Annotated in this window: 26 protein-coding genes; 18 read left to right on the forward strand and 8 right to left on the reverse strand. The window is 40.4% G+C overall.

Translation table 11 applies throughout. The features are described from left to right. Nucleotides 1-41: 41 nt before the first annotated feature. A complete protein-coding gene (locus IQ283_RS16970) occupies nucleotides 42-479 on the reverse strand; it encodes a hypothetical protein (RefSeq protein ID WP_194221286.1) in 438 nt (145 codons plus the stop codon). Further along, a complete protein-coding gene (locus IQ283_RS16975; protein WP_194221287.1) occupies nucleotides 469-669 on the reverse strand; it encodes a YlaI family protein in 201 nt (66 codons plus the stop codon). The genes IQ283_RS16970 and IQ283_RS16975 overlap by 11 nt, the downstream gene beginning before the upstream one ends. A gap of 100 nt (nucleotides 670-769) precedes the next feature. Between IQ283_RS16975 and IQ283_RS16980 the strand changes: the two genes are divergently transcribed. Next, on the forward strand, nucleotides 770-1,237 hold the full coding sequence (locus tag IQ283_RS16980; protein ID WP_194221288.1) for a pyridoxamine 5'-phosphate oxidase family protein: 468 nt from the start codon (nucleotides 770-772) through the stop codon (nucleotides 1,235-1,237). 56 nt (nucleotides 1,238-1,293) lie between these two features. Here the strand turns inward: IQ283_RS16980 and IQ283_RS16985 are convergent, their stop codons facing one another. Further along, on the reverse strand, nucleotides 1,294-1,884 hold the full coding sequence (locus IQ283_RS16985; RefSeq protein ID WP_194221289.1) for a YhcN/YlaJ family sporulation lipoprotein: 591 nt from the start codon (nucleotides 1,882-1,884) through the stop codon (nucleotides 1,294-1,296). A 172-nt stretch (nucleotides 1,885-2,056) separates the two neighbouring features. Here IQ283_RS16985 and IQ283_RS16990 point away from each other — a divergent pair, with 172 nt between their 5' ends. After that, complete coding sequence (locus IQ283_RS16990) at nucleotides 2,057-3,385, forward strand: PhoH family protein (RefSeq protein ID WP_194221290.1); 1,329 nt, start codon at nucleotides 2,057-2,059, stop codon at nucleotides 3,383-3,385. Here IQ283_RS16990 and IQ283_RS16995 read toward each other — a convergent pair. Next, nucleotides 3,382-3,876, reverse strand: coding sequence for a peptidyl-prolyl cis-trans isomerase (locus IQ283_RS16995; RefSeq protein ID WP_194221291.1), 495 nt, complete (start codon nucleotides 3,874-3,876; stop codon nucleotides 3,382-3,384). The two genes, IQ283_RS16990 and IQ283_RS16995, sit on opposite strands and share 4 nt — an antisense overlap. Before the next feature lie 118 nt (nucleotides 3,877-3,994). On the opposite strand from IQ283_RS16995, the gene glsA reads away from it, so the two are divergent. From glsA to pyc, 5 genes are all read left to right on the forward strand, one after another. Next, nucleotides 3,995-4,924 carry a glutaminase A gene (gene glsA, locus IQ283_RS17000; RefSeq protein ID WP_194221292.1) on the forward strand — a complete coding sequence of 310 codons (930 nt, stop codon included), beginning with the start codon at nucleotides 3,995-3,997 and terminating at the stop codon, nucleotides 4,922-4,924. 105 nt (nucleotides 4,925-5,029) lie between these two features. Further along, nucleotides 5,030-5,299 carry a YlaN family protein gene (locus IQ283_RS17005; RefSeq protein ID WP_098445722.1) on the forward strand — a complete coding sequence of 90 codons (270 nt, stop codon included), beginning with the start codon at nucleotides 5,030-5,032 and terminating at the stop codon, nucleotides 5,297-5,299. A gap of 183 nt (nucleotides 5,300-5,482) precedes the next feature. Beyond that, nucleotides 5,483-5,917: a site-2 protease family protein gene (locus IQ283_RS17010; protein WP_194221294.1), complete on the forward strand. Its 435-nt coding sequence runs from the start codon at nucleotides 5,483-5,485 to the stop codon at nucleotides 5,915-5,917. A 524-nt stretch (nucleotides 5,918-6,441) separates the two neighbouring features. Beyond that, complete coding sequence (gene ftsW / locus IQ283_RS17015) at nucleotides 6,442-7,602, forward strand: putative lipid II flippase FtsW (protein WP_194221295.1); 1,161 nt, start codon at nucleotides 6,442-6,444, stop codon at nucleotides 7,600-7,602. A gap of 17 nt (nucleotides 7,603-7,619) precedes the next feature. Next, on the forward strand, nucleotides 7,620-11,060 hold the full coding sequence (gene pyc, locus IQ283_RS17020) for a pyruvate carboxylase (RefSeq protein ID WP_194221296.1): 3,441 nt from the start codon (nucleotides 7,620-7,622) through the stop codon (nucleotides 11,058-11,060). Between the two features lie 32 nt (nucleotides 11,061-11,092). Here the strand turns inward: pyc and IQ283_RS17025 are convergent, their stop codons facing one another. Next, nucleotides 11,093-11,986, reverse strand: a complete 894-nt coding sequence (locus tag IQ283_RS17025) for a COX15/CtaA family protein (RefSeq protein ID WP_371017480.1) — start codon at nucleotides 11,984-11,986, stop codon at nucleotides 11,093-11,095. A 386-nt stretch (nucleotides 11,987-12,372) separates the two neighbouring features. On the opposite strand from IQ283_RS17025, the gene cyoE reads away from it, so the two are divergent. The 5 genes from cyoE to IQ283_RS17050 all read left to right on the forward strand — a co-directional run bounded on the left by cyoE (nucleotide 12,373) and on the right by IQ283_RS17050 (nucleotide 17,277). Beyond that, complete coding sequence (gene cyoE / locus IQ283_RS17030) at nucleotides 12,373-13,314, forward strand: heme o synthase (protein ID WP_194221298.1); 942 nt, start codon at nucleotides 12,373-12,375, stop codon at nucleotides 13,312-13,314. 109 nt (nucleotides 13,315-13,423) lie between these two features. Beyond that, entirely contained in the window at nucleotides 13,424-14,449 is a 1,026-nt protein-coding gene (coxB, locus tag IQ283_RS17035; protein WP_194221299.1) for a cytochrome c oxidase subunit II, read from the forward strand. Between the two features lie 26 nt (nucleotides 14,450-14,475). Next, entirely contained in the window at nucleotides 14,476-16,314 is a 1,839-nt protein-coding gene (gene ctaD, locus IQ283_RS17040; protein ID WP_194221300.1) for a cytochrome c oxidase subunit I, read from the forward strand. Further along, the gene (locus IQ283_RS17045) at nucleotides 16,311-16,928 is read left to right on the forward strand and encodes a cytochrome c oxidase subunit 3 (RefSeq protein ID WP_194221301.1); all 618 of its coding nucleotides are present in this window, start codon (nucleotides 16,311-16,313) and stop codon (nucleotides 16,926-16,928) included. The genes ctaD and IQ283_RS17045 overlap by 4 nt, the downstream gene beginning before the upstream one ends. A 4-nt stretch (nucleotides 16,929-16,932) precedes the next feature. Further along, entirely contained in the window at nucleotides 16,933-17,277 is a 345-nt protein-coding gene (locus tag IQ283_RS17050) for a cytochrome C oxidase subunit IV family protein (protein WP_194221302.1), read from the forward strand. 47 nt (nucleotides 17,278-17,324) lie between these two features. On the opposite strand, the gene ytvI is transcribed toward IQ283_RS17050, so the two are convergent. Next, nucleotides 17,325-18,383 carry a sporulation integral membrane protein YtvI gene (ytvI, locus tag IQ283_RS17055; RefSeq protein WP_194221303.1) on the reverse strand — a complete coding sequence of 353 codons (1,059 nt, stop codon included), beginning with the start codon at nucleotides 18,381-18,383 and terminating at the stop codon, nucleotides 17,325-17,327. A gap of 154 nt (nucleotides 18,384-18,537) precedes the next feature. Here ytvI and IQ283_RS17060 point away from each other — a divergent pair, with 154 nt between their 5' ends. Beyond that, a complete protein-coding gene (locus IQ283_RS17060; protein ID WP_194221304.1) occupies nucleotides 18,538-18,903 on the forward strand; it encodes an Asp23/Gls24 family envelope stress response protein in 366 nt (121 codons plus the stop codon). 42 nt (nucleotides 18,904-18,945) lie between these two features. Here IQ283_RS17060 and safA read toward each other — a convergent pair whose 3' ends face one another. Continuing rightward, complete coding sequence (gene safA, locus IQ283_RS17065; RefSeq protein WP_194221305.1) at nucleotides 18,946-19,575, reverse strand: SafA/ExsA family spore coat assembly protein; 630 nt, start codon at nucleotides 19,573-19,575, stop codon at nucleotides 18,946-18,948. Between the two features lie 218 nt (nucleotides 19,576-19,793). Here safA and IQ283_RS24425 point away from each other — a divergent pair, with 218 nt between their 5' ends. Together IQ283_RS24425 and IQ283_RS17075 are read left to right on the forward strand one after the other, a co-directional pair. Beyond that, a complete protein-coding gene (locus tag IQ283_RS24425) occupies nucleotides 19,794-20,525 on the forward strand; it encodes a YugN family protein (RefSeq protein WP_194221306.1) in 732 nt (243 codons plus the stop codon). Nucleotides 20,526-20,654: 129 nt separating this feature from the next. Then, nucleotides 20,655-21,737 carry a CAP domain-containing protein gene (locus tag IQ283_RS17075; protein ID WP_194221307.1) on the forward strand — a complete coding sequence of 361 codons (1,083 nt, stop codon included), beginning with the start codon at nucleotides 20,655-20,657 and terminating at the stop codon, nucleotides 21,735-21,737. On the opposite strand, the gene IQ283_RS17080 is transcribed toward IQ283_RS17075, so the two are convergent. After that, nucleotides 21,724-22,218: a PaaI family thioesterase gene (locus tag IQ283_RS17080; protein WP_194221308.1), complete on the reverse strand. Its 495-nt coding sequence runs from the start codon at nucleotides 22,216-22,218 to the stop codon at nucleotides 21,724-21,726. The genes IQ283_RS17075 and IQ283_RS17080 overlap by 14 nt on opposite strands. Before the next feature lie 147 nt (nucleotides 22,219-22,365). On the opposite strand from IQ283_RS17080, the gene ylbD reads away from it, so the two are divergent. The 3 genes from ylbD to IQ283_RS17095 all read left to right on the forward strand — a co-directional run bounded on the left by ylbD (nucleotide 22,366) and on the right by IQ283_RS17095 (nucleotide 23,502). Beyond that, nucleotides 22,366-22,755 (forward strand): YlbD family protein, encoded by a 390-nt coding sequence (gene ylbD, locus IQ283_RS17085; protein ID WP_194221309.1) that lies wholly within the window; start codon nucleotides 22,366-22,368, stop codon nucleotides 22,753-22,755. 11 nt (nucleotides 22,756-22,766) lie between these two features. Next, entirely contained in the window at nucleotides 22,767-23,000 is a 234-nt protein-coding gene (locus IQ283_RS17090; protein WP_194221310.1) for a YlbE-like family protein, read from the forward strand. A gap of 109 nt (nucleotides 23,001-23,109) precedes the next feature. Next, complete coding sequence (locus IQ283_RS17095; protein WP_194221311.1) at nucleotides 23,110-23,502, forward strand: hypothetical protein; 393 nt, start codon at nucleotides 23,110-23,112, stop codon at nucleotides 23,500-23,502. Nucleotides 23,503-23,522: the final 20 nt, after the last annotated feature.

Consider the following 23,522-nt stretch of genomic DNA (forward strand, 5'->3'; position numbering starts at 1 on the left):
GAGAAAAGACGTGCTGAAAGCACGTCTTTCTTAACACAGAGCTATTTCTCATTAAGGGCATAAACACCAAACAAGATCGCTGCATAGATTAAGTGCCCTGTTGTCCAGTATCCAATCGCGACGAGGTCAAAGAGATCCGGAGTGGGCTTAATAGCAAGGTATGTTAAAGGAAAATAGAGAAAAACGGTTGGTAGAGTTAATACGTAAGCAAAGATCGCCTGATATACTTTCTTATTAGAGAAAAATCTTGAGCTCCCTAAACTGAAAACAACACCGATGATAAGGGAAATAATAAGATGAAAAACAAATTCAATAAGTTCTGGCCAGTTTATGTTCCCAATAATCGGTATGAAATCAATGTTTAGAAGGAGCGTATAAACGAGTTTGCCAGTAGTGAATTGAATAACTTTTAATATTAGTCCGAGGGCAATCCCAGAAATCGTTCCAGCCAGTAAACCAAGCTTTATTTTACCACTCATCGTTCGATTCATCCTGGTGGAATAATTTAAATTCCCCAGTATCTTTACGTTCTTTTGTTCGCGTCTCAATTCGTTCATTACATGTGTCACACATATAGGTATGGATCGGTCTGTTGCGTAGTTTTTTAGCAAGCGGACTCCCGCTATCGATTTTTTCGATTTTATCACATAATACACATTTTACTCGCATCTTTTACACCTCTCATTCCATGTTGCTAGTATAGCATGAATAACGGTATCCTTTGCAGTATAATGCGTTAGATAACAGGTAATAAAATGGAGGGAATATCATGCCAAATAAAGTAGACCAAACTTTAACGAATGATCTTTTAACGTTACTTAAGAGGGAACAATATGCGCTTCTTTCAACGATTGATCATGAAACGACAGGACCAAATATTAGCGCTATCTCCTGGTTATACGCTGTCAATCGTGAAACAATCGTATTCGCTGTGGATCAGAAATCGAGAATTGTGACAAATATTCAGACCAATGATCATGTTTCGATTACGCTAATTGGAAACGAAAGTACCTATGCGATTACCGGTAGAGCTTCATTAGCGGAGGAGAGGATGCAGGACGTTCCGCTGAAGCTTACGATGTTTAAGCTTCAGATTAAAGAAGTGCGAGATGTGATGTTTTATGGTGCGAAAATGTCCGTTGAACCTGTCTATGAAAAAACGTATGATCCTGAAGCAGCTGCAAAATTAGATCGCTCCGTCATGGCTCAACTAAAAAAATCCACCGAAACAAATTAACCGACCCGTTGGGGTCGGTTAGTTTGTTTTATTAGATATTTGTAATAGCCGAAGAATTATTTATCTAAGTCTTGTTTCTCCTGCTGCTGTTTCAATTGTTTTTCTTCTTTTGCGGGTATTTGTTTATCATTTGAGCGAACGGGATCAGGTTCAGATTTGTTCGTTTTACTAGGCACTTCAGGCATTAGTCTTCCGACAATATCAGCAAGCTCTTCCATTACGCCTCCGATTGGATGCCCTCGTTTAATTTCGGTCGCCATTTGCTTCAATCGATAAGTAGTGTCGGCATCAGCTGTAATCACTGCATTTGCTCCATATGGATCTTTTTGAAGTGCTTCGGCTACTGTATATTTGATGGAGCTAACACGAGAACGATCGAGCTTTTGGTTTACATCAATACCGACTACTGCATATTTTCCAGTAACAATAGCTGTAGCATCGTTCACATCAGGTACTTGTTTAGCGATAGTAACAAGATTTTCCGCAATATCTGTAGCTGATAAGTTTTTATTCTCTGGTGTTTTTACGGACTGTTTGACATATTGAACTCGCTCCGTTTTTTCCTTATTTGTAGCAACAGGATCATCATTTGCCTGACATGCAGCAAGTAGACAAATCACGATGAGACTCCATCGAATCTTAATCATATCGATTACCTCCGTAATAAGCGATTTATAATAAATTCCTACAGTTTGTTAATTATTTTCTGAATAACCGTCTAACTTTATACACTAGTTCATAGATTATAGAAAACGTAGATAGTCCCAACTGTTTTTCGTACCTGTTAGAGCAACTTAAATTTGGTCAGGAGGCGAAGTGTTGGATAAGGTTTACGTCCTAGATACTAACGTGTTACTCCAGGATCCAAATGCGATTTATTCGTTTGAGACGAATGAAATTGTCATTCCAGCTGTGGTGTTAGAAGAAGTGGATTCAAAGAAAAGGTATATGGATGAAATAGGCAGGAACGCAAGGCAAGTATCACGCATGATTGATGGTTTTCGAGAACGCGGAAAGCTTCATGAGTCGATTCCTCTTGAAAACGGCGGGACGCTTCGAATCGAACTGAACCATCGATCTTTTCAATACTTACAGGATAAATTTGTTGAGAAAACAAACGATAACAGAATTCTGGCGGTCGCATTGAATTTGTTTTTAGAAGAAGGGAAATTAAAGTCTGGTCGAACAGTGATTCTTGTTAGTAAAGATGCTTTGGTACGTGTTAAAGCGGATGCAATGGGCATACAAGCGGAGGATTTTTTAAGCGACAGAGTTGTTGAATTTAATCAGATTTATACAGGATATGAAGAAAGGTATGTTGATTCAGAGGTGCTCAATCAGTTTTTTGAGAAGCATTATATTGACGCCAAATTGTTAAAAGGAAGACCGCTTTATCCCAATCAATACGTCATCTTAAAAGACCCGGTTCAAGCCTCGTCATCCGGAATTGGCAAAGTAGATAAGAATTGTAAAAAAGTTGAAAAGACAGCGATGGAAACGGAATATATGTGGGGAATAGGTCCGAGGAATGTACAGCAAAGAATGGCGCTAGATTTGCTTGTTCGTAGCGACATCCCACTTGTAACACTTGTAGGAAAAGCAGGAACAGGAAAAACGCTTTTAGCAATGGCGGCTGGATTAATGCAAACAGAAGATTTAAATCGCTACAAAAAACTTTTTATTGCGAGACCGATTGTTCCAGTTGGAAAAGATATTGGATTTCTGCCAGGGGAGAAAGAAGAAAAGTTACGTCCGTGGATGCAGCCTATATTTGATAATCTAGAATATCTGTTTAATGTTAAAAAGACGGGGGAGCTTGAAAAGATCCTCTCGGGAATCGGTTCCATTCAAGTAGAAGCATTAACGTACATTCGTGGAAGAAGTTTACCTGATCAATATATTATAATAGATGAAGCACAAAATTTAACCAAGCATGAAGTGAAAACGATCTTAACAAGGGTTGGTGAGGGAAGTAAAATTGTTCTCCTCGGTGATCCACAGCAAATTGATCATCCTTATCTTGATGAATACACAAATGGACTCACTTATGTTGTCGAAAAATTTAAAGACCAGCCGCTTAGCGGACATGTTAAGCTCGAGAAAGGTGAACGTTCTCTGCTTGCCCGCATTGCAGCTGATCTACTTTAGATGACAGTTATACCTGAAACGTATTTAAATGGTTCGGAAGCGTTCGAGCCATCCCCGAAATAGAAATGGGTAGGGCCATCTTCTCTGAGCGGCTTTCCATCTTGGGAAAAGCGAAGAAAGCCGTTCATGGCTTCATCCATCGTCATACTCTGCTTAGAGCCATCTTTAAAATCTAGCTGAACCTTCTCGCTATCGTTAGTAGGATCAGCATTAGATAAAAATGGTTTAAGTGGGATAACGAAACTTCCTGTTAGAATGCGTTCTTTCTCAAACCTTTTGATACTTTTGTTAACAGGAGGTTTAATTCCTGTAAGCTCTCTTTCAAAGCGTTCAGCCTGAGTACGGATGTAATCGTTCTCATTCTTTTCGCTTGAACCATCAAATTTCAAAAATTCCTCTAATTCAATCTTACGATCATCAAATATCCATACGCTTGCGTCTAAAGTAATGGAATAATTGACTTTCCCCTTAATAGGTAAAATCGTCTCCATCTAGTACACCCCACAATCAAAATCTTTTGCAAACCAAGTATACCGGTTATGCTTGCATTTGTCACATTTGGGGAACAGTATGGTGAGAGTCAATTTGTTCCGAGCGGGAGGATTTAAGATGAGATGTCGTACAGAAGAAGAATTAGTGGAACTAGTTAGGAAAAGCAAGCCATTTACGAAAGATGGAAAAGTGGCAGATTATATTCCAGCCCTTGCAAAATCCGATCCAGATAAGCTAGCAATTGCAATCTACTCCAAGGAAGACGGATGTTTATCAGCCGGAGATGTAGGCGAAACGTTTACCCTTCAAAGTATCTCTAAAGTTCTAACACTAGCCTTAGCAATTATGGACTCAGGAGAGGAGCATGTTTTCTCAAGGGTAGGAATGGAGCCTACGGGAGATCCATTTAATTCAATTGCCAAACTTGAGACGATGGTGCCCTCAAAACCACTTAATCCAATGATTAATGCGGGTGCATTAGTTGTTACAAATATGATTCATGGTAGTTCAGTAGAGGAAAAAGTTGGGCGCATACTGCAATTAATTCATGATATGACGAACAACTCTAGCATTGGAATTAATACCGAAGTAGCGGATTCGGAATATGAATCGGCGAATTTAAACCGAGCATTAAGTTATTTCATGAAGCAGCACGGCATTATTGATGATAATGTAGAAATGCTTCTTGAAGCTTATACAAAACAGTGTGCAATTGAAGTGAACTGTAAAGATCTTGCTAGAATAGGGATGGTTCTAGCTAATGAAGGAAAAGACCCTGAAACGGAAAGAAGGATTATTCCAAGATATATAGCGAGAATCGTGAAAACGTTTATGGTCACATGCGGCATGTACAATGCATCTGGTGAGTTTGCGATTAACGTGGCCATTCCTGCCAAAAGTGGTGTCTCAGGTGGGATTTTAAGCCTTGTTCCAAATGAAATGGGAATTGGTGTTTATAGTCCACCACTTGATGCAAAAGGCAATAGTATTGCTGGAAACAAACTTCTTGAGAATCTTTCTTCACAATATGGACTAAGTATTTTCTAAACACATCCGCGTTTACCCTGCTTTTTCTTGCAATTTTGTGGCATTCCTTTTATGATAATAGAAGGAATGGGAAAGGGAACGGAGGGATCAGATTTGTCAACTGGTATGGCAACAGGACATCGTGAAAAAGCATACGAGCTGTTAAAAGCCGATGCGCATAAGATCCTAAAACTTATCGAAGTTCAAATGGAGAATTTGACGATGCCTCAGTGTCCTCTGTATGAAGAGGTTCTTGATACGCAGATGTTTGGTTTATCTCGCGAAATTGACTTCGCGGTTCGTCTTGGATTAGTAAATGAAGAGGATGGCAAAGAATTGCTTGAATCACTTGAGCGTCAGCTTTCGGCTCTTCATGAAGCTAGTATGAGGAAATAATGAAAGCTCAAACTATCAATGATAGTTTGAGCTTTTTGTTTATTTTTAGTTTTCTTTGTCACACATAAACTTTTTGACTTATTCACTTTGCAGTTCCGCATTAAGTGATAGTAGCAAGAAGAAAATATGATAGAATACGAATAGGCCGTAAAAGAATTCAGAAGATTTTAGGAGTAGATACGAATGTATGATTTGCTCATGGTGATCCTTGTTATATCTCCCATCAGTTTATTACTTCATGAGGCGGGCCACACAGTGGCAGCCAATGTTTTTACGAAAGCTGGTGTGAAACTACACCTGGGCATAGGTCCAAGAATCTTTACATGGAGACACCCGAGAGGAGAAGTAGCCGTTAATGCTATTTATTTCGCTGGAGGAATGACCATCAGCTCACAACCTGATAAAGCCTATGGGAAACTAGCCATTGCCATAGCTGGTCCACTCATGAATCTTATCGTCGCCGCACTCGCTCTCATTCTGCCATTCCACCCATCCATCATAGCCTGGGTTCTTTTCTTTAACCTCTGGCTAGGAATAACCAATCTGATCCCATTCAAAATTCTCGGGAAAGAATCAGACGGATGGACCATATTAAAAGTCCTTCTCAATAAAACTTAATTTCAAAAGGACAGCAGGTTTCACCCAAATCCCATCGAAACCTATACATACTTCGAAAAGCGGAGACGAGCGTTTAGAAACGGAGATATTGGAGCTCTTGAACTAGAACACGTCCTTTGTGTTCTGGTGAAAGAGTGAAATATCGCAGTTTCTGCGAGTCATAGCTGGACAAAAGAAAAGCGGAGCGGGCTCGTCTAAATCCGCAGGATGTTGGAGGCCATGCGAGTGAGACGCTTTATGTCTCATTCGAATGGGTGAAGCGATCGAGACCCTGCCCACTGCAGCTAGACACCGAAAAGCGGAGACGAGCGTTTAGAAACGGAGATATTGGAGCTCTTGAACTAGAACACAAGATGCGTGTTCTGATTGAAAGTTAAGCAATCTGGGGTCTGGCCACGGGAATCCTTCAACACCACCAATACTTTTTAGTTTCCAAAAGGCGAATAAACCAACAAGTGATTATGAAGTTAACAGTGAGCTGATGCAAACTTCTTAATAGAAAATAAATAGGTAGGATGACGTTTATGATTAAAAAATTATTTAAGCATTATGATTACTCTCTAATCATTAGTGTATTACTTTTGTGCGGGTTTGGGCTCGTTATGGTTTACAGTGCAAGTATGGTATGGGCTGTGATGCGACATGAAGCAAACAGTGCTTACTTCTTCAACAGACAAATCATCTGGTTAGCGGCATCTCTCGTAATGTTTCTACTAGCGATGGTCTTTCCATATAAGGCTTATAGGAAATTTATCGTTCCTATTCTAGGACTCTCTGTTTTGTCACTACTGCTCGTAAAATTGATCGGATCCACGACGAACAATGCACAAAGTTGGATTGAAATCGGCTCGTTTAGTTTTCAGCCTTCTGAATTCGTTAAACTAGGGTTAATCATTTACCTTGCGGCTATTTACTCCAAAAAACAAGCCTATATTTCTAACTTTGTAAGAGGGGCAATGCCTCCTTTAATGGTCATTGGATTGATTTTCGCGTTAGTTGCTTCACAGCCAGATCTTGGGACGGCAATGATTATCGCATTAACTTCAGGTATTGTCATTGTTTGTTCTGGCATGAAGTGGAGACACATCTTGGGGCTTATCGTCATTGGTGGGATTGTCTTCGCTCTAGCGTGGATGACGCTCTCACCTGAACAGGCATCAAGATTTACTGGAGCTTATGATCCATTTTCGGACCCAGAAGACAGTGGTTTCCATTTAATTAATTCTTATATCGCTATAGCATCAGGTGGAATTACTGGTCAGGGGTTTGGCCAGAGTATTCAAAAATACGGGTTTTTACCTGAACCACATACCGATTTCATTATGGCCATTGTGGCCGAAGAGTTAGGATTACTCGGTGTTGTATTTGTAGTAGGTTTGTTAGGTTATATCGTATTTAAAGGATTTGTTATAGGTATTCGCTGTAAGGATACATTTGGTAGCTTACTAGCTATAGGCATTGCTGGTATGATTGGTGTACAAACAGCCGTCAACCTTGGTGCAATAACAGGCTGGTTACCAGTAACAGGTGTCCCACTTCCGTTTATCAGTTACGGTGGGTCTTCATTAATTTTGCTGATGATATCAATGGGGATACTAGTGAACGTTTCTGCTTTTGTGAATATAAGGAAAGAGCAGAAAGAAGGTTACGTTAAAAAGGATAATACGATTCAAATGGAGCTTTAGTATAAGGAGGAAATTATATGCCAGCTATATCAAAAATTTTAGTTGCTAACCGTGGTGAAATCGCCATTCGAATTTTTCGTGCTTGTACCGAATTGAACATTCGAACCGTAGCTATTTATTCTAAAGAAGATAGCGGATCGTACCATCGTTATAAAGCAGATGAAGCTTACCTTGTCGGAGAGGATAAAAAGCCGATTGATGCTTATTTAGATATCGAGGGGATTATCGAGATTGCGAAGGCGAACGACATTGATGCGATTCACCCTGGTTACGGCTTCCTTTCTGAGAATCTTCAGTTTGCTAAACGTTGTCGGGAGGAAGGTCTCATTTTCATCGGACCTGAACTTGACCATTTACGAATGTTCGGAGATAAGGTAGAGGCTAGAAAACAAGCCATATTAGCAGGGCTTCCGGTCATTCCAGGAACGGATGGACCTGTAGAAGGACTTGATGAGGTTAAGGCGTTTGCGGATGAGAATGGGTATCCTCTTATGATTAAAGCTGCCCTAGGAGGCGGCGGAAGAGGCATGCGAATCGTCCGAAGTGAAGAATCTTTGGCGGAGTCTTATGATCGTGCTAAATCTGAAGCAAAAGCAGCCTTTGGGCGCGATGAAATTTATGTGGAGAAATTTGTAGAAAATCCGAAGCATATCGAAGTTCAAATTCTTGGAGATAAGCATGGTAATACCATTCACCTCTATGAGAGAGACTGCTCGGTGCAGCGTCGTCACCAGAAAGTTGTCGAGGTAGCACCAAGTGTTTCACTTACACAGGATTCAAGACAGGAAATTTGTGAAGCTGCAGTGAAATTGATGGAAAACGTACAGTATGTCAATGCAGGTACTGTTGAATTTCTTGTTAACCAAGAGGGGGAATTCTATTTTATTGAAGTAAACCCTCGAGTTCAGGTGGAACATACCATTACAGAAATGATCACGGGAATCGATATTGTTCAATCTCAAATTATGATTGCTGAGGGTGAACACATTCATGGTGATCGACTCGGTATACCGAAACAAGATGACATTGACTGTCACGGGTACGCTATTCAATGTCGTGTAACGACGGAAGATCCGGAAAATAATTTTATGCCTGATACAGGGAAGCTAATGGCGTACAGATCGGGTGGCGGATTCGGCGTTCGTCTTGACGCAGGGAATGCTTATCAAGGTGCTGTCATTACTCCTTATTACGATTCACTTCTTGTGAAGCTATCAACATGGGCGCTGAATTTTGACCAAGCCTCATCTAAAATGGTCAGAAACTTGAAAGAATTCCGTATTAGAGGAATTAAAACGAATATTGCTTTCCTTGAAAATGTAATGAAACACGCGAACTTCCGATCAGGGGAATATAATACATCTTTCATCGATTCATCACCAGAGCTATTTGTGTTTCCAAAGCGAAAAGATCGTGGAACAAAAATGCTTTCATACATCGGGAACATTACAGTTAACGGTTTCCCGGGTCTTGATACAAAGAAAAAACCTGCGTTTACGAAACGTAGAGTACCGCATTTAAAATACAGTGAGCCTATACCAAAAGGAACGAAACAAATTCTTGATGAACAAGGTGCAGATGGTCTTGTTAAATGGGTGAAAGAACAGAAGAAAACGTTACTTACCGACACGACATTCCGGGACGGTCATCAATCTCTTCTTGCGACAAGAATGAGAACGACTGATTTATTGCATATTGCAGAGCCGACTGCCCGCATGCTACCCGAACTGTTCTCAATGGAAATGTGGGGCGGGGCTACCTTCGATGTCTCATTACGATACTTAAAAGAAGATCCGTGGGATCGCTTAATTAAGCTTAGAGAGCAAGTGCCAAATGTGATGTTCCAGATGTTGTTACGAGCATCAAACGCAGTAGGATATAAGAATTATCCAGATAATCTCATTCGAGAATTTGTTCAGAAGTCTGCTGACGCCGGAATTGATGTGTTTAGGATATTTGATAGCTTGAACTGGGTGGACGGCATGACAAAAGCGATTGAAGCGGTTCGTCAAACAGGAAAAATTGCTGAGGCATCAATTTGCTACACAGGTGACATCTCAAATCCGGATAAGTCGAAGTATAACCTTGATTATTATCAACAGCTCGCAAAAGAACTTGAAGACGCTGGTGCTCATATTTTAGGAATTAAGGATATGGCAGGGTTACTCAAGCCTCAAGCGGCATATGAACTTATTTCAACGTTAAAAGAAACTGTCTCTATACCTATTCATCTTCATACGCACGATACGAGCGGTAACGGGATCTATACATACGCGAAAGCCATTGAGGCTGGTGTAGATATTGTAGACGTAGCCGTAAGTTCTATGGCTGGCTTAACTTCTCAGCCAAGTGCCAATTCTTTGTATTATGCAATGGATGGTTCAGAGCGACAGCCGGATATTAGTATTAAAGCGTTAGAAGAATTGTCTCATTACTGGGAAGATACACGTAAATACTATAGTGGATTTGAAAGTGGTATGACCGCTCCACACACCGAAGTATATGAGCACGAAATGCCTGGTGGGCAGTATAGTAATCTTCAACAACAGGCAAAAGGCGTCGGTCTTGGAGAACGCTGGGATGATGTGAAACGCATGTATCGAAGAGTTAATGAAATGTTTGGAGACATTGTAAAGGTGACGCCTTCTTCTAAGGTTGTAGGAGATATGGCTCTTTATATGGTTCAAAATAATTTAACAGAAGATGATGTGTATGAGCGTGGAGAATCTCTAGATTTTCCTGATTCAGTTGTAGAACTCTTCCAGGGATACCTTGGCCAGCCGTATCAGGGCTTTCCTAAAGAACTTCAGCAAATTATTCTTAAAGGTAGAGAGCCGATTACTTCAAGACCTGGAGAGCTTCTAGAACCCGTTAACTTTACGGACTTAAAGGAAACACTTTATCACAAATTGAATCGTCAAGTAACTAGCCATGATCTAATCTCTTATGCTCTTTACCCGAAAGTCTATCTAGAGTATGCAGAGGTTCAAGAGATGTTTGGGGATGTATCCGTTCTAGATACACCAACTTTCCTTTATGGCATGCGACTTGGAGAAGAAGTTGATGTCGAGATCGAACAGGGTAAAACGCTTATCGTCAAGCTCGTCTCGGTTGGAGAGCCTAATCTAGAAGGCAAGCGCACCCTTTACTTCGAATTAAATGGTCAGCCGCGTGAAGTTGTGATTAAAGACGAAAATATCAAAACGGCAATTGCGGCTAAACCAAAAGCGGATCGCACTAATCCAAATCATATTGGAGCAACGATGCCGGGAACTGTCATTAAAGTTCTCGTTGAAAAAGGAGAAAGAGTAAACAAAGGTGATCACCTCATGATCACAGAAGCGATGAAAATGGAGACAACCGTCCAGGCACCTCGTAGTGGCACAGTGGAACATATTCATGTGGCTAATGGAGAGGGAATTGAATCGGGAGACTTATTGCTAGAAATGAATGAATAAGAAAAAGCTGCGCAAAATTGCGCAGCTTTTTTCTATTGCCTGCCACTTCGTAGTGAAAGCATAACAAGGTAGAGAAGAACTGTAAATAAACCAGATATAAAGAGTCCGTGGAAAAGCGCGAGAAATAAATTCAGGTTTGAAACGACTACCAGAATACCGCTCAACGCCTGTAAACAAATGAATACAAAAGCTAAAATAATACCAGTTCGCATCGTCCCTTTGTTTTTGAACTCTCGTAACCCTATGATGAGAATGTATAGTAACCATACAAAGATGAGTACGGCTGCCGTTCGGTGTAACATCTGGATCCCCTGTGGTCCAGAGAATGCGAGCAGCTGACCATCGCTACAAAACGGAACTTTGTCACAGGCCATACTGGCGCCCGTATGGCGTACGAGTGCTCCTGTATAAACGACAATATATGAATAGATTGTAATCGCGTATAAATGAAAACGAATACGTTTAGGAACATGAGGCGTTCTTTTATTCCCAGAAGCTTCAAAAACGAGAATAGTTAGCAGAACAACACTCGCAAAACTAGCGAGTGAGAAACCAAAATGCGAAGCAAGAATAATATCTGATTGGCCCCATACAACAGCGGCAGCGCCTAACAAACCTTGAAACACGATTAAGAAGACTGAAGCAATCGCTAAAAACTTTGTTTCTCGAATGTGTCCGATTTTTCTCCAAGCCCATATGGCAAGAATAATCACGAGCAGACCGAGGGCTGCTGAAACGATCCGATGACTGACCTCGATGATCGTTTCTATCTCCGGTGCTTCAGGTAGAACCTTTCCATAGCATAAAGGCCAGGAGTTCCCACAGCCATCACCCGACCCTGTTTTCGTTACAACTGCACCCATTAAGAGTACGAGAAGCATTCCAAGTGACGTAATAATCCCGAATAATTTCAACAATTTATTCACAAATAACACCTTCTTATCTAATTGTGTGTAAATCATAGTACAATGAATGTGTGAAGAGGCAAGCACATCTTTGCACGAATGAAAGGATGAGCTCCCATTATGAAACGACGTATACAAAACAATTAGATTCGTTTATAATGGATAAGGATTGCGGATACTGCTTCCTTTCACAAAACCAACATTATCTTACCATAGCTGTTAGCGAGTTTTAATAGCAAGATGTGAAGATTGAATTACATTTTGTTTAACAGCATGTGAGTAACCTGGAGGGGTAATCGTGATACAACATAATGATCAGGGCTTACACAGTCTTCTAATAAGATTGTCTAACATGAACGATAGAAAGACTGATTTACTTCAGTCTAATGAAAAAGGAGGTGTGTAGATTGAGTAAAGCTAGAACTGCATACGAAGCATCTAATCGCGTTATGGAGCCAGGCCCGCTATCAGAAGCAAATCCATCTGGTACGTGGAAAGATTTTCTGACACTTACGAAATTAGGCATTGTATTTGATAATTTAATTACAGCTTTTACTGGCTTATGGGTTGCATCAGTTGCTGCAGGATTTGATCTATTCGCTAATCCAATGGTACTCATTCTAACGATGTTGGGAACAGCTTTTGTTGTTGCCGGGGGAACATCTTTGAATAACTACATTGACCGTGATATTGATCAAGTGATGGCGAGAACGAATACGCGTCCATCAGTTACAGGTAAAATTCCTGCTAACCAGGTGTTATTTGTAGGTCTTGGCTTAGCCATTGTAGGTACGATAATGCTATTGATTGTTGAGCCAATGGCTGCGTTACTGGGTCTTTTAGGACTTGTTATATACGTTGTGTTATATACAATGTGGACAAAGCGTACAACTTCTTTAAATACAGTTGTCGGGTCATTTTCAGGTGCACTTCCGCCGCTTATTGGCTGGGCTGCAATTGATCCTAACTTAAGCCCTGTAGCATGGGGAATGTTTTTAATCATGTTTATCTGGCAGCCTCCACACTTCTTAGCACTCGCTATGAAGCGTGTAGATGATTATCGTGACGCAGGAATTCCAATGCTACCTGTTGTAGCAGGTTTTCCAATGACGAAGCGCCAAATCGTTTTATATACGGCTGCTTTAGTACCAGTGTCACTATTGCTATACAGCTTTGGACCTGTGTACATCACTGTCGCAGCAATCCTTGGTTTTGGATGGCTAGCGATTGGAATTGCAGGATTTTTCATGAAGGATGATATTAAGTGGGCGAGAATTATGTTTGTTTATTCGCTTAACTATATTACAATCCTGTTTATTGTTATGATTGCAGTAAATATTAATCCTTAAAAGGATGATTAATGTATGGTCAGACAAGGTGGGTAGGGATGCCCTCCTTGTCTTCCTATAACTCAATTTTGAGTAAAAGCTACTAAAGAAAGTGAGGTTTAAGGTGCAAATGAAACGTTGGAAAAATGTTTGGCGTTTTTTACCACTGCTATCGGTAATTGCGTTAGCGCTTACGGGTTGCGGTAACGAACAACTAACAGCTATGCTCCCTAAGGGAGAAGGGGCTGAAATGCAATTTAATCTCATGATGTTAAGCCTTTACATCATGATCGGGGTTTTCGTTGTAGTAGCACTCATTTATACAGTTGTGCTTGTTCGTTTTAGACGACGTGGTGAAAGCGACAATGAAATTCCAGAACAAACGGAAGGTAATGTCGTTCTTGAGATTCTATGGACTGTTGTTCCTATTATCCTTCTTTTGATCCTTGCCGTTCCGACAGTAATGACTACGTTTGCATTAGATGAGGGCACTGAAAAAGTACCTGAAGGTGCAACCGTTGTCAAAGTAACAGCTCATCAGTATTGGTGGGAATTTGAGTATCCTGATCTTGAAGTGAAGACTTCTCAAGATTTACACATTCCAACAGGAGAAAGAGTTTATTTTGAACTCGTTTCCAAAGATGTCACACACTCTTTTTGGGTTCCGACTCTAGGTGGAAAAATGGATACGAATACAGCTACAGAGAATAAAATGTGGCTGAATGCTCAGGAACCAGGTACATATTATGGGAAGTGTGCTGAGCTGTGTGGACCATCACACGCTTTGATGGACTTTAAAGTAATTGCTCAAGAAAAAGAAGATTTTGAAGCATGGGCAGAAAACATGAAAGAAGCCGGTTCACAGGCAGCTTCTGATCAAGCAGCTCAAGGGGAAGAAATCTTCGCAAACAGCTGTATTGGATGTCATGCCGTCGGCAGTGAAGGCGGTAACACAGGTCCGAACTTAACAAACTTTGGTGACCGTGAGAAAGTAGCGGGCGTTCTCGAACATACAGATGAGAACATTAAGGGCTGGATTAGCGATCCATCGGAATACAAACCTGGTAATAACATGCCTGCGTTTGGAGATCAGCTAAAAGATGAAGAGCTTGATGCTTTAGTTGTTTACTTGCAAGGACTAAAAGTTGAAGAATAGTCATCGGAAATAAGGAGGTTTAATACGTGTCAGCACATGCTTATAAAAAGAAAAATCCTGTATGGGATTGGCTTACTACCGTTGACCATAAGAAGATCGGGATTCTCTATCTCGCTTCCGGTGCTTTCTTCTTTCTACTCGGTGGTTTAGAAGCAATCTTACTGCGGGTGCAGTTGCTTTATCCAGAATTTGATTTTGTGGGAGCTGAAACATTTAACCAGCTGCTTACGATGCACGGGACGACAATGATCTTCCTGGCAGCCATGCCGCTCATATTTGGGTTTATGAATGCGATCATTCCGCTTCAAATTGGAGCGCGAGACGTAGCTTTTCCATTCGTTAACTCATTAGGCTTTTGGTTATTTACAGCGGGTGGTATTCTACTGAACCTTGGTTGGTTCTTGGGTGGAGCACCGGATGCTGGTTGGACCGGTTATGCACCACTATCAACAACAAGTCCAGGGAACGGAGTCGACTTTTACGTTCTAGGGCTTCAGATCTCAGGTATCGGAACGTTAATCGGGGGAATTAACTTCCTAGTTACCATCATAAACATGCGGGCACCGGGTATGACATTTATGCGTATGCCGTTGTTCACATGGTCTAGTTTTATTACTTCTGGTCTTATTCTTTTTGCCTTCCCTGCTCTAACAATTGGTCTAGCGCTACTCATGTTTGACCGTTTGTTCGGATCGCAGTTCTTCGCAGCTGAAGCGGGAGGTAACCCGATTATTTATGAACATCTATTCTGGATCTTCGGGCACCCGGAAGTTTACATTCTCGTTCTACCTGCATTTGGTATGTTCTCTGAAATCATTGCAACATTCGCAAGAAAGCGTCTGTTTGGTTATTCAGCAATGGTTTTCGCAACAGCTCTTATTGGTTTCTTAGGCTTTATGGTATGGGTTCACCATATGTTTACGGTGGGACTAGGACCAATTGCAAACTCTATTTTTGCTGTTGCAACAATGTTAATCGCAGTTCCGACTGGGGTTAAGATCTTTAACTGGCTCTTTACAATGTGGGGAGGAAAAGTGAGCTTCCCAACAGCAAACTTATTTGCAGTAGGATTTATTCCTTCTTTCGTACTTGGTGGTATGACAGGGGTAATGCTAAGCGTTCCACCTGCTGACTATCAGTACCACGATAGCTACTTCGTTGTTGCTCACTTCCACTATGTAATTGTTGGTGGGGTAGTGTTCGGTCTATTTGCCGGTATGTACTACTGGTGGCCGAAGATTTTTGGAACAGTATTGAACGAATTTCTCGGAAAGCTTCATTTCTGGTTATTCTTTATCGGTTTCCATTTAACGTTCTTCCCGATGCACTTCCTCGGACTTATGGGAATGCCGCGTCGAGTTTATACGTATCTTTCTGGTCAAAGTCTTGATGAAGCGAACTTCGCAGCAACGATGGGTGCTTTCTTAATGGGACTTGCAACAATCATTATGGTTTGGAACATTATCCAAACTTCTGTTAAAGGTAAAAAAGCTGGAAACGACCCTTGGGACGGGCGTACGCTTGAGTGGGCGATTTCATCACCAGCTCCAGAATATAACTTTGCACAAACACCGCTAGTACGTGGTCTTGATGCTTGGTGGTTAGAAAAACGAGCAGGTAATAAAGCTATGGTTGCCGCGGAACCTTTAGATGATATCCATATGCCGGATTCTTCTATTCTTCCACTTGTTCTTTCTCTTGGGTTGTTTACTGCGGCTCTTGCAGCCATCTACTCAAATTGGATAATTGCTATTGGTGGTCTTGTGGTCACGGCATTAGCGATGATTTTACGCTCTGTCATTGATTATCATGGCTATCATATCCATAAAGAAGATCTGCCTGCTGAAGGGAGGGAAGGCAAATGAAATCGAACGAAACAATGACTAAATTGCCTGCCAATCCAGAACGGGCTACATTAGATGGTAAAAACAAATTTCTTGGTTTCTGGTTCTTCCTTGGAGGCGAAACCGTGCTTTTCGCCTCGCTTTTTGGGGTATACTTAGGACTAAGGAATGCCACAAATGGTGGAGTATCAGCAAACGAACTGTTTGAGCTTCCACTAGTCTTTATTGCAACTATGCTTTTATTAACAAGTAGTTTAACGTCTGTATTTGCAACAATGGCTCTTAAGACCAATCATTTTAAGCGAATGATTGGATGGTTTGTTGTTACAGGACTTCTTGGGCTTGCTTTCCTAGGTCTTGAAATTTATGAGTTTAATCATTATGTACATGAATATGGTCACACCATTAAAAGTAGTGCATGGGGATCTGCTTTCTACACGTTAGTAGGAACTCACGGAGCTCACGTATTTATGGGGATTTCTTGGATTACACTTCTTATTATTCGTAACTTAAGAAGAGGGATGGATCTCTATACAGCACCGAAGTTTTATCTCTTTGCTCTTTACTGGCACTTTATTGATGTTGTATGGATCTTCATCTTTACAGTGGTTTACCTAATGGGAAAGGTGGGTTAATTTTATGGCACATCATGAAGGTCACGATACTCTGTCAGAGCACGATCAAAGTCATCTCGACATTCATCACGAGATTGCTCATGAGAAGGAATTTAAGCAACAACTTGTTTCCTTTGCCATGATGATCTTCCTGACGATGATTGCGTTCGTAGCAGTAGCTAGCGATGCGATATCTGATGCTTTTACAGTTGTTTTTATCATGATCCTAGCTGGTATCCAACTCGTATTTCAGCTATACATGTTCATGCATTTAAGCCACAAAGGGCATCAGTATCCTGCATGGGGAATATTCTTTGGAGTATTCGTAGCTGGCACGTGTGTTGTCGCCCTAATGGGTATGATTTGGTAAAATGAACCGAAAGAAGCTGTTTCCATATGGAAACAGCTTCTTTTTCGTTAAACTTTGAAATTAATTTTAATTAGCCCGGCTTCTCTTGCAGAGTTAAAGGCAATGAGAAGGATTGGCCCGATGATGAAGCCCATAATACCGAGGAGTTTCAAACCAATGTACATGGATATTAACGTAGACAACGGAGATAGTCCGATATGTCGTCCCATTACTTTTGGTTCTACTGTTCGACGAATGACTAGAAGCACAACCGCTAGAATCGCCATTTGACTTCCAGTGGCGATATCGCCAGTTATTAAATAATAAATCGCCCAGGGTCCGAGTATAACGATAGAACCAATAATCGGTATAAAATCAATGACCCAAATGATAAATGCCATTAAAAGGGCAACCTTCGGCGTAATGAATAACAGTCCAATTAAACTAACAAAGAAAATGATGATGCTGACAAGAAACTGAGCTTTAAAAAAACCAAAAATGACGTAGGAAAGGCGCCCGGTCATGAATTGCACTTTTTCTGCCGTTTGTTGTGATAAGTAAGAATAAGATTGCTTCTTCAGTCTTGGAAGATCCATCAAGAATAAGAAGAGGGCAATTAAGTATACAACAATGCTAACTAAATAATTTGGAATTCCTGTGACAATGATGGTAATGATTTTTAAGTAATCAATGCTACTGATGGTATCCTTTGTATTTTCAAGAAATCGATCAACCTGATTGGTGAATTCTTGAACAAACTCAGGAGGAAAACTTTTTGATACGGCCTCCATGTTGGATTCCATACTATCCCACATCTGGGTGATGTTTTGTATGTACAGAGGGGAGTTCTCGACTAGCGCTATTCCTTCAGTAATCACTTTTGTAATAAGGAAGTAGCCTAGTAACGAAATGAAAATAACAAATAGCGTAAAGACAATAATCACTGGAAAGTACCGCTTAAGTTTCGTATTCTTCTGAATCAGTTTAACAGCTGGATCAAGTACTAGAGCACTGAAAAACGCGAGAATAAGAGGAATGGAGACCGGTAAGATCCAGAAAGCAAGCACTGCTAAAATCGCAATGACAAGTAAAATTAATATAAATCGCTTTGTGAGGAACTTTGGCAATCTTGTTCTCCTTTCTAAGTCAAACCATCTTCTTATATTATAGTACGGACGATTACGCTTTACCAGTAGAGAGAAATGAATTATTAGACGAATAATTCATTTTCAGCTATTCATATAATATTAAGAGTGTATGCAAGAGGGGGGAAGGATCATCATGAGAAAATCATTCCATCAAGGAAGCCTAACCATCTCAGAGAGCGTCATTGACTTTATTTTAGAAGTAGCGATTAATGAAACGCCGGGCGTGAAATTTATTGAAGCACCTGTTAAAAAGACATTGAGAAAGATGGTTGGGAAAGGGAAGAAGTCCTCTTTTCAATATGATAGTTACCAGGAAGACGCGGGTTTATCACTTAACGTAGAAGTGGCAATTGGTTTTGGAGAAATCATTCCCTATACATGCTTTGTTCTTCAAGAAAGAATTAAAAATGATATAGAAAAAATGACGGGGTTACACGTGGAAGAAGTGAATGTGCTTGTATCAGCCTTATCTATTACAGACGAGGACCTTAAAGAATAAATTCATATAGAAAAGCCTCTTTAGACAAAGAGGCTTTTCTGATTACTTTGAAATGAACATTTGTGTCCAGTAATGACCGTATGAACCACCTGAGACGTATCCGACGCCAATCTGTGTATAACCAGAATTTAAAATGTTTTTTCGGTGTCCTTCGCTATTCATCCACGCTTGAACGACTTCTTCGGGTGTTGCTTGTCCAGCGGCAATGTTTTCTCCGGCACTTCGATAGGAAACGCCAAAATTCTCTAGCATTGAGAAGGGAGAACCGTACGTAGGCGACTGATGAGAAAAATAATTTTTATTTCTCATATCTGCTGATTTGTATCTGGCTACTCTAGCCACTTCCCAATTCCACGTTAATGGCGACAGTCCATTTTTCGCACGCTCTGCATTTGTTAAATCCATAACTTGTTGTCCAACGTCTTTAGACTTTCGAATCGATGGATTTGCTGTAGGTACGTTGACACGATCACCCGGATAAATAAGATCTGGATTATCGAATTGAGGATTTGCACTGATTATCTCAGTAAGTCCGATTTTATAGCGTTTGGAAATTTTCCACAGCGTGTCACCAGATTTTACTGTGTATGTACTCTGTGCATGTGCATAAGTTGGTGCTAATAGTGAAGTTATGAGAAGAAATACCATTAAAAATGATACTGATTTTCTCATGAAATCATCTCCTTTCTAGCGTAGTTTCACCAGAAGCGACCGATTTCACTCAGATTATTATTATTTGTTTTGAAGTCATGTAATTTCTTTTCGATTGGACAGGATAATAATGTATGGATTATCCATGTGAAAACGAAGTAAACATTGCAACCACACTGCCCCTTATACTATTATTAAAGAGTGGACATGTTGTGAATTACAAAGGAGGCAAACGAATTATGAAATTTGACAAGACTGGTCTGGAATCTACGATCGTTCAATTTTCCATTCTAGATCATATTATGCATGAAAACGGTTTAGTTCTTGCTGGTCAATGGGATTATGAACGAGTTACATACGATTATAAATTTGAGGATATGACAAATGGTGACGTTTACTATCTTCGAGTTCCTGGTGTAGCTATCGAGGGAATGGTTGAATCTTCTTATGCAGTGATCAAGCTTGGTAAGCCATACTTAGGAAAACACTATTATCCTCACGGTGTGGAGTATGACGAAGAATTTCCTGATACGATCATTAACACATGTAACAAAAAGCTTGAAACCCTTCGTGATCAGCTGGGATCGGCACTTCAACGAAGCATGGTATCTGTTGGAGACATTGCTAAATATGTTACTCCGAGTAAGCCTTCTGATAGCGTTGCCGAAGCGGCTGCAACTATGAAGAATGAAAATGTCACGATTGTTCCCGTTTGTGATGGTGAAAATTTGGTTGGAATTGTGACAGATCGAGCAATTGCGGTTGGTGGTTTTGCTGATAATCAAGCTGGCATGACTAAAGTTGAGGAACTCCTCGAAAAGCCATCTATGACTTTGGCACCAGATATGAAGCCTGAGCAGGCTGCAGAGTTAATGAATGAATCCCGCCTAACAGAGGTTATTGTAGTAGACGGTGATCGTTTTGTTGGAATCGTATCTTACTTCCATCTAAAAGAAAAAATAAACGCTTAAACTAGAAGAGCCAGGTGCTCTTCTTTTTTACTTTTAAGGTGGTTACTCTAAGCGTCCTAGAGGCTAACCGTTGCGGTGTACAACAGAGATAAGGCATAATAGATACAATGAAATGGAGGCGAACGAATCATGAAAAATATACTTCGCTTCACTTTGCTGATTGTTGTCATCGTGATCGGAATAGATGTATATGACAAAATTGAGTGGAGTCATTTAGGACAGGAAGTTGAACGCATCATTAATGAAGAAAAGTTTGTTCTCGAAGAAACTACGGAAAAGTCTCCAACACAACAAGACGAAGTGAAAAAAGATGAGCCATTGCCAGAGCTTAAAGGACTGGAGAAATGGGTAGGAGAAGGGCCAGAAACGATTGAATCTAATTTGGGGAAACCAGATAGAGTGGATCCGTCACCGTTTGAGTATGACTGGTGGATTTACGAGCAGTCCAATTCTGCCTATTTACAAGTTGGTATTGAAGATGAACAGGTAGTGACAATTTTCTTTATGGGAAATGTTGACGCTGGTGAACGATACCCAATGGGTGAGAAAGCGGCTGATATATTCAAAGAAGAGAAGCCTCTAAATGAAATCCCTGTTAAGGTAGATCAATATGATTATCGGTTTCAGCTCACTGAAGAAGAAAAACAGCTTAAGCCTTTAATTAAAATACATGAAGATTTATACGCACAGTATTATTTTGATAAGTTTAACGGAAGTTTACGTGCTGTTAGGATTGCAGAGCCGAGTGTACTAGTGAAGCAAAGACCTTATGCGGTTTCTTATCGTGGTGAACTGCTTGACACGGAGTCGCTATCACAGGGTGAATGGGATAAAGTCGAAGATGCGATGGAAAAACAAATTTTTTCGATGACAAACGTGTTGAGAAATTTATCTGACAAACGATCGTTAAGCTATAACAATGAAGTATCAGAAGTTGCCTTTGGACATAGCAAGGATATGGGAGAGAATGATTACTTTTCTCATACTTCACCATCAGAAGGGGAGCTTTCCGATCGATTAAAGAAGGGCGACGTTCTCTATAGCTATGCCGGAGAGAACATCGCTGCAAGATATCCAGATGCTGGAGCGGCGATGATTGGATGGTTAAACAGTAAAGGTCATCGTGAAGCTCTATTGAATGAAGAGTTCACTGAAATTGGTGTAGGGGTTTATCGTGAATATTACACACAGAATTTCATTAAACCTTTCTAGGAATAACCATGAAGTTTCCGGTTGCCGTGGCGATTAGTTTCAGATCATCACGATAGACATTTGCTTTCACAACCCATCTTTCGTCACCTTTAAACACAACATGAGATTGGCACCTTAACTCATGACCATCCCCTTTCGCAAGAAAGTGAATATTCATTTCAGAAGTCACTGCTGCTTTGTCAGAAGGTAGCGATTGGTGAACAAGTGAGCCCATTGCAATATCAATTAATGAAGCGGTTATTCCACCATGAACGATATGCAATGGGTTATGAACAAGTTCTTGATTCGGAATAATACTTTCATAAGTATCTTCATCAAGTTTTTTACTCCTAATTCCCATAAACCCAGCTAAATAGGTTTTATAATAATCTTGCTGTTTTTTTAGCACACCCTCAAGCAGGAAGCGTAGGGAGTGTTTTTCTTGCTCATTTGCTTCATCTAAAATTTGTGAAATTAACGTATGTATTGATTCGTTCTCCATATAATCTACCTTCCTTTTCCAGTGTGCGATTATTTTTAGTTTACCAGTAATGGTCGAATACACCAATAAATAGGCGCACAATTGTTAAAAGTCTAATTATGATGTAGTAAGACCATTTTGGTTTGTATGGAAATGGAGGTGGCGAATTTGCCTGAAGCAAAAGAAAAAGGAACTCAAAAGGTTCAGGAATTTAAGACATTCGTCAAAGCTCATCCTCATGTGCTAAAAAAGGTGAAGCGAAAGGAAAAAACGCTTCAAGAGCTATTTGAGGAATGGATGCTTTTTGGTGAAGACGATGCTAGCTGGTATGAAGAAGAGATGGATGAAAATCAGGAAGAAGTCTCAGAAGAGAAAAGTATTGGTGGCATGTTATCAGCACTTAAACAAATGAATTTTGAAGAAGTTCAAAAAGGTATCGAACAATTTAGTGGAGCTGTTTATTCTATTCAAGAAGTTTTATCACAATTTCGTTCGAAACCAAAACCACAATCTCCTTATTCTCAATCACACTCCCCGTTTCCCTTTCGACATGACTAGGAGGAGATCACATGCGTGAAGAAGTACAGGAGTTTCTCGCTACCCGGCAGGATCTGGTGCTATTTCTACGTAATCAGCCTAGCTGGTATCGGCGTTTAAGTAGAGAACCGTTCGCACTGAAAGAATTTGAAGAAGCCTCCAAAACATTTTATGGTCAGACGTTCCCACAACGGGTTGATCGCTTCCAAAATCAATTAAATATGGTGAATATGATGCTAGCGTTAGTGACCCAATTAAAAAATTAGGGTCTTTTTTTATGGTTGCGTAAGCTGAGTTTCGCCATTGATTTAATCATTTCTCCTTATTTTTTATTATTCTTGGGGCACACTGATGTATAAAGGGGTGTGGTTGAAGATGTTGTTGAAGCGTGGTAAAAGACAGCTAATGATCATTCTGTTGATGATTGGCTGCTGTGTTCCGGTGGTTGGATTTAGTCAGGCTTTACAGGATAACGTCGCAGCTAAAGAAAACACTGAGCCTGTTGTCGTTAATCACAGAGTGAAAGATCATAACGTCTTTATTGAATGCTTAATTCCTAATTTTTCATTCGATAAAGAAAATACAGAAAAAGAGTACCATGGACATCTGAATGTATATCTTGACGGTGTGAAGCATCAAACTGTAGAAAGTGCAGCTTTTGTTATTCGAAATTTACCCGAAGGCAAGCATACGATTCGTTTAGATATTATGAGAGAAGATGGAGGAAGGTATTTATCTTTGAAAGAAATGAAAGTGGAAATAAAATAAGCCTCTTTTCAGGAGGCTTA

The sequence above is a fragment of the Pseudalkalibacillus hwajinpoensis genome (assembly GCF_015234585.1).
Taxonomy (GTDB): Bacteria; Bacillota; Bacilli; order Bacillales; family Guptibacillaceae; genus Guptibacillus; species Guptibacillus hwajinpoensis_B.

Bases quoted from the DNA above. Each gene is read 5' to 3' on its own strand.
- IQ283_RS16970 (WP_194221286.1), bottom strand. From the start codon at position 479: ATGAGTGGTAAAATAAAGCTTGGTTTACTGGCTGGAACGATTTCTGGG.
- IQ283_RS16975 (WP_194221287.1), bottom strand. From the start codon at position 669: ATGCGAGTAAAATGTGTATTATGTGATAAAATCGAAAAAATCGATAGC.
- IQ283_RS16980 (WP_194221288.1), top strand. From the start codon at position 770: ATGCCAAATAAAGTAGACCAAACTTTAACGAATGATCTTTTAACGTTA.
- IQ283_RS16985 (WP_194221289.1), bottom strand. From the start codon at position 1,884: ATGATTAAGATTCGATGGAGTCTCATCGTGATTTGTCTACTTGCTGCA.
- IQ283_RS16995 (WP_194221291.1), bottom strand. From the start codon at position 3,876: ATGGAGACGATTTTACCTATTAAGGGGAAAGTCAATTATTCCATTACT.
- glsA (WP_194221292.1), top strand. From the start codon at position 3,995: ATGAGATGTCGTACAGAAGAAGAATTAGTGGAACTAGTTAGGAAAAGC.
- IQ283_RS17005 (WP_098445722.1), top strand. From the start codon at position 5,030: ATGGCAACAGGACATCGTGAAAAAGCATACGAGCTGTTAAAAGCCGAT.
- IQ283_RS17010 (WP_194221294.1), top strand. From the start codon at position 5,483: ATGTATGATTTGCTCATGGTGATCCTTGTTATATCTCCCATCAGTTTA.
- ftsW (WP_194221295.1), top strand. From the start codon at position 6,442: ATGATTAAAAAATTATTTAAGCATTATGATTACTCTCTAATCATTAGT.
- pyc (WP_194221296.1), top strand. From the start codon at position 7,620: ATGCCAGCTATATCAAAAATTTTAGTTGCTAACCGTGGTGAAATCGCC.
- coxB (WP_194221299.1), top strand. From the start codon at position 13,424: ATGAAACGTTGGAAAAATGTTTGGCGTTTTTTACCACTGCTATCGGTA.
- IQ283_RS17045 (WP_194221301.1), top strand. From the start codon at position 16,311: ATGAAATCGAACGAAACAATGACTAAATTGCCTGCCAATCCAGAACGG.
- IQ283_RS17050 (WP_194221302.1), top strand. From the start codon at position 16,933: ATGGCACATCATGAAGGTCACGATACTCTGTCAGAGCACGATCAAAGT.
- IQ283_RS17060 (WP_194221304.1), top strand. From the start codon at position 18,538: ATGAGAAAATCATTCCATCAAGGAAGCCTAACCATCTCAGAGAGCGTC.
- safA (WP_194221305.1), bottom strand. From the start codon at position 19,575: ATGAGAAAATCAGTATCATTTTTAATGGTATTTCTTCTCATAACTTCA.
- IQ283_RS24425 (WP_194221306.1), top strand. From the start codon at position 19,794: ATGAAATTTGACAAGACTGGTCTGGAATCTACGATCGTTCAATTTTCC.
- IQ283_RS17075 (WP_194221307.1), top strand. From the start codon at position 20,655: ATGAAAAATATACTTCGCTTCACTTTGCTGATTGTTGTCATCGTGATC.
- IQ283_RS17080 (WP_194221308.1), bottom strand. From the start codon at position 22,218: ATGGAGAACGAATCAATACATACGTTAATTTCACAAATTTTAGATGAA.
- IQ283_RS17090 (WP_194221310.1), top strand. From the start codon at position 22,767: ATGCGTGAAGAAGTACAGGAGTTTCTCGCTACCCGGCAGGATCTGGTG.
- IQ283_RS17095 (WP_194221311.1), top strand. From the start codon at position 23,110: ATGTTGTTGAAGCGTGGTAAAAGACAGCTAATGATCATTCTGTTGATG.